Raw genomic sequence first — 8,912 nt, 5'->3', positions numbered from 1 at the left:
GCCCGCTCACCACAACAGCGGGAGCAAGCCCCCTCGCCACAGGGATCATGTCCAGCCTTAGAGGATGGGTTTCCCGCCAGTCACCGCATAGCGTGAACCGGAAATATAGCTGGCTTCATCCGAAGCAAGCAGCACGTAAATCGGTGCCACTTCCACCGGTTGGCCCGGACGGCCCAGCGGGGTTTCCTCGCCGAAACTCTTCACATTGTCATCGGTCATGGTCGCCACGATCAACGGCGTCCAGATTGGGCCCGGCGCGACGCTGTTGACGCGAATGCCTTTGCTGCCCAGAAGCTGCGCCAGGCCACCGGTGAAGTTGGCAATCGCGCCCTTGGTGGCGGCGTAGGCCAGCAGCGTCGGTTTGGGCATGTCGGAGTTGACCGAGCTGGTGTTGATGATCGAACCGCCAGCCTTCATATGGGGCAGGGCGGCCTTGCAGATACGAAACATCGCCGTGATGTTGATATCGAAGGTCTTCACCCATTCCTCGTCCTCGATCTCTTCGAGGGTTTCGTGGGTCATCTGGAACGCGGCGTTATTAACCAGCACATCGATGCGGCCGAACTGTTCGACGGTGTTGTCGACCACGGCCTGGCACTGGGCTTTCTGCGCAAGGTCGCCGGGCAGTAACAGGCACTGTCGACCGGCTTCTTCCACCCAGCGTGCGGTTTCCTTGGCGTCTTCATGTTCATCCAGATAGGCGATGGCAACATCTGCACCTTCGCGGGCAAACGCAATGGCAACTGCGCGACCGATGCCGCTGTCGGCCCCCGTAATCAGCGCGATCTTGTTGGCCAGCCGGCCGGAGCCTTTATAGCTTTGCTCGCCACAGTCGGGGTACGGGTCCATTTTCTTCTGAGAGCCGGGGACCGATTGGGCTTGGGGGGCGAAGGGCGGACGTGGATAGTCAGTCATTTCAATCTCCATAGGTTCCTAAGGGTGCTATGGAGTTAGTAATTCCGTGGCCGGCGATAGTTGTGCCGGATCCCGCCCAAGCCCGACGAATGGTCAGCGCCGGCCCCTCCGCAGGCCATCAGGGGGAGGGCGGGGCACTCGCCAAGTGGGCGGGCAAACGGCGCAATGTCCAGATGACCGTGAGCATCGCCGCGACGGCGCAGAGTGCAATGCCGATGATCATGGGCGCTGGCGTGTGGTCGGCGAAGACACCGACGAGTGTCATGGACACGGCGCCCGTGATCATCTGGATCGCGCCCAGCAAGGCAGATGCAGAACCCGCCACCGCGCCGTGATCTTCCAGCGCCAGAACGCCCGCCGCCGGCAACAGCAAGCCAAGAAAGCCAAAGCCGATAAACAGCAGGGTCATCATCACGGCCAGGCTATCAACCCACAGCGTGGTCACCGCCAGCAGGAGCATGACCGCCGCCACCGCAGTGACCGACCCGCGAATCAACGGCACCAGCCCGAAGCGGGCACTCAGGCGCGCGGTCAGTTGGCTCATGGCGAAAAATGACGCTGCATTCAGGGCAAAACACAGACTGAATTGCGTGGGCGTCAGGCCGAAATACTCGATGTACACAAAGGGTGCGCTGCCGATAAACACAAAGAAGGTGGCCAGGCCAAAGCCGCTGACCACCGACAAACCGATAAACACCGGATCGCGCAGCAGAGCCCCGTAACTGCTGAACGCGTTGCCCAGGGTCTTGCCCAGGCGACGCTCGGGCGGGTGGGTTTCGGGCAATTGTACGGCCGTCATGACCATGCACAACATGGACACCACTGCCAGCACGGCAAACACTTCGCGCCAACTCCAGAGCGCAATCACCACGCTGCCGGCCAGCGGGGCGAGGATCGGCGAGACACTCATCACCAGCATCAGCAACGACATGAGGCGCGCTGCTTCATGGCCGGTGTACAGGTCGCGCACGATGGCCCGGGGGATCACCATGCCGGCGCAGGCACCAAACGCTTGCAGCGCCCGAAAACCAATCAGCACTTCGATGGTCGGCGCCAGGGCGCAACCGATACTGCCAATGGCAAAAATCAGCAGGCCGGCATAGATCGGTGGTTTACGGCCGAATACATCGCTGATCGGCCCGTAAAACAGTTGGCACACACCTACAATCACAAAGAACACAGTGAGGCTCATCTGCACGGCGGCGGGCGAGGCGTGCAGGCTGGCACCCAGGGTTGGCAGCGCGGGCAGGTAGATATCGATGGCGAACGGGCCGACGGCGGTGATCAGGCCCAGCAGCAGGGCCAAATGGGCAATACTTCGAGACATGGGCAATTCCGGGCGGAGCAAAGGACGGCCAGCTTAAGGGATCCGTGCAGATCCGCAAACTTAGGCTTCACTAACCAGCAACTGTTGCCGATAACGTTAATAGCGGTTGGGATCCCAACCGGTGGTCCAGGTATGGGGATACCCGCATGACGATCAAATTACGCTTGATGCTGTTGATAGCGACCGGAATGCTCACCGCCCTGGTCATGAGCATGGCCAGTTACCTGGGCAACACGCGCATGGGCGAGGCTGTGCAGGCCAACGAAGTGAGCATGACGGTGCTGCGCAATCATATGGAAGCCGACATGATGCACGACGCCCTGCGCGCCGACGTGCTGTCGGCGATGCTGGTAGGCCTGGGGAAAAGCACCAGCACCAAGGCCGAGGTCACCAGCTCGCTCAAGGAGCATGCCGAGCACTTTCGCCAGGTACTGGGCGACAACCTCAAGCTGCCGTTGGATGAAGCCCTCAAATCCAGCCTGGAAAAAATCAAACCCAGCCTGGATACCTACGTCAGCGCCGGTGAGCGCATCGTCGCGCTGGCGTTGGAAAATCCCGAAGCCGCTCGCGCAGAACTGGACAGTTTCAACACGGCGTTCAGCCGCTTGGAAGACCAAATGGCGGCCCTGAGTGAACTGATCGAAACCGAAACCCTGCAGACCGGCGAGGGCACGCGACAAACCATCAGCACGGCCAACTTCACCCTGGGCACGGTGCTGATTGCCAGCTTGTTGCTGTTGTTGGCTCAAGGCCGCTGGGTCATCCTGAGCATCATGGGACCGCTGCAAACCGCCAGTCGCATCGCGGCGAGTATCGCCAGGGGCAACTTGAGCGAACCGATTGTCGAACCCAAGCGCAAGGATGAAGCCGGCACGCTGATTCTGAGCCTCGCCACTATGCAGCGGGACTTGCGCGGCATGATCGAAGTGGTGCGCAGCAACGCCCACGGCGTCAATGGCATGAGCGAACAATTGAGTCACGGTTGCCATGAAGTCGCCGGCAGCAGCCAGCAACAAAGCGCGGCCGCCAGCACCATGGCGGCAGCAGCAAGCGAAATGACGGCGAGCATCGAAGAAATCACCCGCCACGCCGGTCGCGCCCTGGACATGGCCAACCAGGCTGAAGCCTTGGCCAAGGATGGGGGGGCGCGTGATTCACCAGGTGGTCAAGGACATGGATGGCATTGCCCGTTCGGCGCAGCAATCGGCCCAAGTGATACGTACGCTGGACAAGGAGTCCGAGGCGATTTTCAGCATTATCCAAGTCATCAAAGGCATTGCCGACCAGACCAACCTGTTGGCCCTCAACGCCGCGATTGAAGCGGCGCGTGCAGGTGAACAAGGCCGGGGCTTTGCCGTGGTCGCCGATGAAGTGCGCAGCCTGGCGGGCCGCACCAGTGCCTCGACCCAGGAAATTGCCAGCATGGTCGCACGCATCCAGCAAAACACCCGGGAGGCGGTGACCAGCATGGAGGAGGGCGTCACACAAGTGGACAAAGGCATGGCAGTGACGGCGGAAGTCGAACGGGCAATCCGCGAGATTCTGCAGGCCACCTTGAATACCACCGAGTTGGTGCATGACATTTCGCGCACTATCGGCGAGCAGAGCCTGGCCAGTAATGAGATATCGCATCAGGTGGAAATGATCGCAGGCATGTCGGAAAACAACAGCCGCGTGATTGGGCAAACGGCGTCGACGACGGATGAGCTGTCCAGTCTGGCGGGTAAACTGTCCCAGTCGGTGGACCGTTTTCAGCTTTGACGGGGGCAGGGCCGGAACGCCTTTTATATAACTCAACTAAATAGATATTTAGTTGAGTTATATCATTATTGAATAATGTGAGCGTAGGGCTAGGGGGCTTTCCTGGCGTCTTCACCGAACACCACGCGCTTATTGACGAAATAACCGACGATTCCCCAGTGCTTGTCGTCGTCACGCACGATCACTTTCTCTTGGACGGTGGTCGTGGAAAACGTCGAGGCGAACTCGATCACTGCATAATTTCCGGCGGGCGCGTCTGGCATCTGATCGATAAAGCCGATGGCGACGGGTTCTCGCTTTTGAAACGAGCCCAATCCAAGCCGCAGGCCTTTGAGGCTGCTGGCCCACATCAACGCGGAAGTTTTGGCTTGCAGCACCGGACTCACTGCAGGCCAGGTCAATTCGGCCTTACCCGAATCAAGCAACGTTAGAAACCCGACAGCTGTATCGAATACATGCTGTTGCTGTTGCGGCGTGCCGAAATCGTTTGCGATGACCTTGGGCGTATTGTTGTTGAAGCTGATGTCGCAGCCACTGAGCAATGCGAGCGAGAACACCATGACTGCAAGCAGCTTCATGCAAACCTCCAAGGCACTGATCGACATCCGTTGGGACGAGTAAAGATGACACTTGAAGGGGTTGCCATCAGCCCGGTGGAAAAGGCTGGTGTGGTGTGTGAATTCTTCAGCCCTACGCCTGGCAGTCAGATACATATAGTTACGCATAATGTATATTATGTTAAATCATGTTTCTATGTTGCTAGCCCACTGATCCATCCAACCCGCTGCTCACTCGCCCCCGTACCCTCTGGATCTCAGCCACCACCTGCATCGTTGCCTCTGCGATCGTTCCTTCATTACGGCACAACGCCCAGCCCTGTTCGCCAGCCGCCTGCTCAAACGCCTGGGTGCTGGCAACATGTTCTTCCAGCGCATGCATGACCGTACTGCTTAACCCGCGCCGTCGTGCTGCCGCTCGCGCCCATGAGATCTCAGGCGCGGTGACGACGCCGACGTGCAGGTCTGGCACTTGCACGTTGCGGTCAAGGTTCAACTGCAGAACCTCTGCGAACGGCACGGTCCGGCGAAACGCTGCGTCCGATGGGTACCAACGATCAATCAATATGATGCTGTCCCGTGGCTGTCTGGGCAGCACGTGCTGAGTGATCCACGCTCGACTATCAGCAAAACGCTCGCAAACCGTCAATTCCAGCTCACGACTTGGATGCCTGACGAGTTCGTTGACGAGGGCCATTGTTTGCGCTCGATAAGGGTCACTTTTGCTCTCGCAAAGCCGGATCACCTTCAGGTTGTGTGCCCTTAGCACGGCCGTGATGGACTCCAAGAGCGTAGTTTTGCCCACGCCCTTGGGCCCATCCAGGGAAATAAACAGCTGAGAACTCATTTTTCATACATCAGTTGAAAACTGCTGCGCACTCTAGCATCACTTGCGCACAAACCTCGGAATCTCAAGGCCCAGGCTTTCACGCAACGTGGTCCCTTCATACGCCGTGCGATACACGCCCCGCGCCTGCAACAAAGGGATCACTTCCTCGGTAAACCGCGTGAACTGCTGCGGATGCCCTATATAGATGTTGAACCCATCCACGGCCCGCGCTTCGAACCATTCGGCCATTTTCTGCGCGACGGTTTCGGCCGATCCCACAAACGCGCCCGGACGCAACTGCCGGCCAAACTCCACGGTCTGACGCAACGTGAAGCCTTTTTCCCGTGCATGGTCTGCAATGCGTTTGGCGGCAGTAAAGAAGCTGCTGCGTGCCGCTTCCAGACTTTCCTGTGGAAACGGCGCGTCGAGGTCGTACTGGCTGAAATCATGCCAGCCGAAATTGCGCCCAAACTCCTTCAGTGCCAGCTCAAAGCTATGGTCGGCCTGATGATAGTGCTGCTCGATTTCCCGGGCGTGTCCATCGGTGTCGCCGACATAAATCTCAGCGCCCGGCATCACCAGCAATTGCTCCGGGTCGCGGCCCTGTTGCAGCGCCCTGCCCTTTATATCCTGATAAAAAGCCTGGCCCTGCTCGATACTCGCAGCATGGGTGAAGATCAAATCCGCCGTCGCAGCACCCAGCTCGCGGCCCTGCTGCGAATCACCGGCCTGGAAGATCACCGGTTGGCCTTGCGCTGAACGTTGGATATTCAACGGGCCGACCACCGAAAAGTGTTCGCCCTGGTGATCCAGGCGATGCAGCTTGCTCGCATCCAGGAACTGTCCGGTCGCCCGATCACGCACGAATGCATCTTCCTCGTAGGAGTTCCACAACCCCTGCACCACCTGGACGTGTTCGGCTGCGCGACCATAGCGTGTGTCGTAGTCGTAATGTTCATCCCGGCTGTAATTGCCCGCGGTGCCGGCGTCGCCGCTGGTCACCACGTTCCAACCTGCACGGCCTTTGCTGATCAGGTCCAGTGAAGCCAGGCGCCGCGCCACGTTGTAGGGTGCGTTGTAAGACGTGGTCAGCGTGCCGACGAGGCCGATATGACGGGTGCTCACGGCGAGCGCCGATAACAGGGTCAGCGGTTCCAGGCGATTCAGGTAATGGGACGGCGAGCCCCGCGTGATGAACTGGCTGTCGACGATGAATATCAGGTCGAACAGCGCCGCTTCGGCCTGACGCGCAATGTCGATGTACCAGTCGATATTGACGCTGGCATCCGCTGGCAACTGCGGGTCCAGCCACAAGTTGTGGCGACCCGGCCCGCCGCTGCCCATGGTCAAGGCGCCCAGTTTGAGTTGTCGTTTGGTCATGTGCAGAGGGTTCCTGTTCACGGCTGTTTATTAGCAACGGCAGGCTGCAAGGACGCCGCGAACGAGTCATCGAACAGGCTGGCGGCTGGGTAAGACTTGACCAGTCCCTGGCGGGCAAAAAAGTCCACGGTCTTTTGCGCCTCAACGGAAGATTGGGCTGTCACGGGCTCTACGGTGGTGCGCGCACGGGCAAACCAGGTTCGGGCGATATCCGCGTCCGCACGGGTACGTTTGGCCCACGCATCGGCGTAAGCATCGGCGTTGGCCGGCGCTTGGCGAGCCCAGTCACGCGCCTTTTTCAGGCGCTGAAGAAAATCGTTGATGGGCGCCCGCTTGGCGTCCACGGCACTGGCGTTGGCGGCAATGAAACTCTGTGCTGGAATCAAGCCTTCAGCCGTGGCGAGCACCCGCGCACCTTGGCGTTCCTGTTGCGTCACGTAAGGTTCCCAGGTCGCGATGACGTCAACCGAGCCGCCTTCCAGCGCATGGGAGGCGTCCAGCGCGCTGAGGTAGCGCAGCTCCAGGGAGTCGCGGGCCACGCCGGCTTTATCCAGCGCCGTCAGCAGCAGTTGCTGGCTCCACGAACCTTTCCAGATCGCTGCACGCTTGCCCTTGAGATCGGCAAGGCTCTTGATGGATGAATCCTTGCTGACCAGGATGGCCACGCCGTCGAGGCTTTGCCGGCTGACGGCAATCACCTTGATTGGCGCACCCAATGCGCCCAGGAACAGCACCGGCGCATCCCCCAGCAGGCCTATATCCAGGCTGCCGACGTTGAGCGCTTCGGCAACGGGCGACCCGGCGGTGAATTGCTTCCATTCCAGGGTATAGGGCAGGTCATCAAGCACCCCCGCCGCTTCCATTACTGCCTGGGCGTTGTAGCTTTGGTCGCCGACCACCAGCGTTTGCGCCGTCGCGGTCAGGCTCAGCAAGGCGCGGCCAACCCGGCCGCGAGTGTTGTCAGGTAACGCACGTTCGTCTCCAGATGCCTTGTCAGGCAGTTCAAGTCGATCCGTGCGTACGGTCTCGGTCGTATTAACAGGAATAATCTGCGTCATACGATGAGGCTCGCCACGACAGATGTAAAATACGGATAACGCATAACGTAATTCTATAATAATGTCGTATGCGCATTTTTAGGTGGTCGTGCTACATCTGTTTCCCGCATACCCCATGCTCAAACGTCATAATCCCCGGCCCGCCTGCATGTTAATCTCGCGCGACCACGAATAGACATAAGTCGTCACATGACGATCAGAGCCAGGAAAGAACATGCCCAAAAAATCTCACTCAGCGCTGCGCCGTAACTTCCGTGAATTGCTTGCCAAGCCGAGCTGCGTTGAAACCGCTTCCGTATTCGACCCCATGTCCGCGCGCATCGCGGCAGACCTGGGGTTTGAGGTGGGTATCCTGGGAGGGTCAGTCGCGTCGTTGCAGGTATTGGCGGCGCCCGATTTTGCGTTGATTACCTTGAGTGAGTTCGTTGAGCAGGCCACGCGCATCGGGCGTGTGGCCCAACTGCCGTTTATTGCGGATGCCGACCACGGCTACGGCAACGCCCTCAACGTGATGCGCACGGTCGAAGAACTTGAGCGCGCCGGAGTAGCCGCTTTGACGATTGAAGACACCTTGCTGCCGGCGCAATTCGGGCGTAAATCCACCGATTTGATTTCCATCGAAGAAGGCATCGGCAAAGTCCGCGCCGCCCTGGAAGCCCGCGTCGATCCTGAGCTGTCGATCATTGCCCGGACCAATGCGGGTGTGCTCTCCACCGAAGCCGTTATCGAGCGCACCCTCGCCTATCAAAGCGCCGGTGCGGACGGCATCTGCATGGTGGGCGTCAGCGATTTCGACCACCTGGAGAAAATCGCCGAAAAGCTCAGCGTGCCGCTGATGCTGGTGACCTACGGCAATCCCAAGCTCAACGATGCTCAGCGTCTGGCGAATCTGGGCGTGCGTGTGGTGGTTGCCGGGCATGGCGCTTACTTTGCCGCGATCAAGGCGACGTACGACAGCCTGCGTGCCCAGCGTCAGTTGACGCATAGCACCTCGAATCTCAGCGCGACCGAGCTGACGCACACGTACACGTTGCCGGAGAGTTACGTGGCGTGGGCCAAGGAATTCATGGACGTGGAAGAGTAAC

The 8,912-nt window shown here is 59.5% G+C and carries 7 protein-coding genes and 2 pseudogenes; 3 read left to right on the top strand and 6 right to left on the bottom strand.

The annotated features are described in order from the left end of the window. Positions 1-57: 57 nt before the first annotated feature. Positions 58-915: a glucose 1-dehydrogenase gene (locus IQK56_RS00480; protein WP_150675412.1), complete on the bottom strand. Its 858-nt coding sequence runs from the start codon at positions 913-915 to the stop codon at positions 58-60. Between the two features lie 118 nt (positions 916-1,033). Further along, positions 1,034-2,242, bottom strand: a complete 1,209-nt coding sequence (locus tag IQK56_RS00475) for a multidrug effflux MFS transporter (protein WP_150675411.1) — start codon at positions 2,240-2,242, stop codon at positions 1,034-1,036. A 146-nt stretch (positions 2,243-2,388) separates the two neighbouring features. Here IQK56_RS00475 and IQK56_RS31590 point away from each other — a divergent pair. Then, positions 2,389-3,096: pseudogene (locus IQK56_RS31590) on the top strand (MCP four helix bundle domain-containing protein); the annotation flags it as partial. A 283-nt stretch (positions 3,097-3,379) separates the two neighbouring features. Next, complete coding sequence (locus tag IQK56_RS31585) at positions 3,380-4,003, top strand: methyl-accepting chemotaxis protein (RefSeq protein ID WP_425274638.1); 624 nt, start codon at positions 3,380-3,382, stop codon at positions 4,001-4,003. 89 nt (positions 4,004-4,092) lie between these two features. Here IQK56_RS31585 and IQK56_RS00465 read toward each other — a convergent pair whose 3' ends face one another. The 4 genes and pseudogenes from IQK56_RS00465 to IQK56_RS00450 all read right to left on the bottom strand — a co-directional run bounded on the left by IQK56_RS00465 (position 4,093) and on the right by IQK56_RS00450 (position 7,742). Next, positions 4,093-4,581 (bottom strand): DUF4019 domain-containing protein, encoded by a 489-nt coding sequence (locus tag IQK56_RS00465; RefSeq protein ID WP_193863852.1) that lies wholly within the window; start codon positions 4,579-4,581, stop codon positions 4,093-4,095. 181 nt (positions 4,582-4,762) lie between these two features. After that, entirely contained in the window at positions 4,763-5,407 is a 645-nt protein-coding gene (locus IQK56_RS00460) for a dTMP kinase (RefSeq protein WP_193863853.1), read from the bottom strand. 39 nt (positions 5,408-5,446) lie between these two features. Continuing rightward, complete coding sequence (locus IQK56_RS00455) at positions 5,447-6,769, bottom strand: LLM class flavin-dependent oxidoreductase (protein ID WP_193863854.1); 1,323 nt, start codon at positions 6,767-6,769, stop codon at positions 5,447-5,449. A 17-nt stretch (positions 6,770-6,786) separates the two neighbouring features. Continuing rightward, positions 6,787-7,742: pseudogene (locus tag IQK56_RS00450) on the bottom strand (ABC transporter substrate-binding protein). A 299-nt stretch (positions 7,743-8,041) separates the two neighbouring features. Here IQK56_RS00450 and IQK56_RS00445 point away from each other — a divergent pair. Beyond that, positions 8,042-8,911: an isocitrate lyase/PEP mutase family protein gene (locus IQK56_RS00445; protein ID WP_193863855.1), complete on the top strand. Its 870-nt coding sequence runs from the start codon at positions 8,042-8,044 to the stop codon at positions 8,909-8,911. Position 8,912: the final 1 nt, after the last annotated feature.

Source organism: Pseudomonas cyclaminis, from assembly GCF_015163715.1.
GTDB lineage: Bacteria > Pseudomonadota > Gammaproteobacteria > Pseudomonadales > Pseudomonadaceae > Aquipseudomonas > Aquipseudomonas cyclaminis.
The sequence above is the reverse complement of the archived record's forward strand: the minus strand, read 5'-3'. Positions and strand labels throughout refer to the sequence as shown.